Source organism: Acinetobacter sp. 243_ASPC (genome assembly GCF_001054715.1).
In the GTDB taxonomy this organism is placed as follows: domain Bacteria; phylum Pseudomonadota; class Gammaproteobacteria; order Pseudomonadales; family Moraxellaceae; genus Acinetobacter; species Acinetobacter soli.
The window spans coordinates 1-818 of sequence record NZ_JVOR01000140.1; the positions used below are offsets into that span (position 1 = coordinate 1).

Annotated in this window: 1 protein-coding gene and 1 pseudogene; one reads left to right on the plus strand and one right to left on the minus strand. The window is 35.3% G+C overall.

The genetic code is table 11. The annotated features are described in order from the left end of the window. Positions 1-328 (minus strand): annotated as a pseudogene (locus ADA42_RS17445) (hypothetical protein); the annotation flags it as partial. 177 nt (positions 329-505) lie between these two features. On the opposite strand from ADA42_RS17445, the gene ADA42_RS17450 reads away from it, so the two are divergent. Continuing rightward, positions 506-811 (plus strand): hypothetical protein, encoded by a 306-nt coding sequence (locus ADA42_RS17450; RefSeq protein WP_048766523.1) that lies wholly within the window; start codon positions 506-508, stop codon positions 809-811. Positions 812-818: the final 7 nt, after the last annotated feature.

Consider the following 818-nt stretch of genomic DNA (forward strand, 5'->3'; position numbering starts at 1 on the left):
AAATAAAATCATTTCTTCTGGATCTAAACGCTTTAGCCGAAGTTGGTCTGCAACCACTGTCTTGTCCTGTGCTTTATCCATTTTTCCCCCAGTGTCTTCTTTTCACACTGTCCTTTAGAATTTTTACCTTACATAAATCCCTATCGACAGCAAGCAATAACTTACGATATATCGCGAGCAGTAGTAATGCTTGATTTTTAATTTTTTCTGAAAACTCACTGCTTATTTCCCCATTGAGTAACATCATTTTCAAAACTAAAGCTGGGCATGGTTTTTCAAACCTACCTTCAGATATTGTTAATGCATCAATGAGCAATGGTGTCATCATTTTTTTCTGCACAGGTAAATTATTTTTAGCGTTAAAATCATAGAATAACACAGTCCCAAAATTAACATAATAAAATCAAATACATTTTATATTTACTAAAAAAGTATCTGAGTTATATGATTTATTTACTAACCTTATTTTTATACTAAAGCATACAGTGCTAAATTTAAACAGCAGATCGTTCAGGCTTGTAAAGCACCGGACGTTTCAATTGCTTCGGTTGCTTTGCAACATGGATTGAATACACATCTTGTATCCAAATGGATTCGCTTAATTGATGGTAAGCCAGGGAGTGATCGCTCACCACTACCGAATAAACCTGCATTTATTGGCTTATCTTGCTCTGCACCATTAGATCCTAATCTTACTGACATGTTAACGGTTCAAATTACCTTACCCCACTCAAAAGCAGAAATTGGCTTGAAATGGCAAGTATCAGAAATATCTGCTTTAGCAGAATTACTCAAGGCACTTGCCACATGATCCGCAT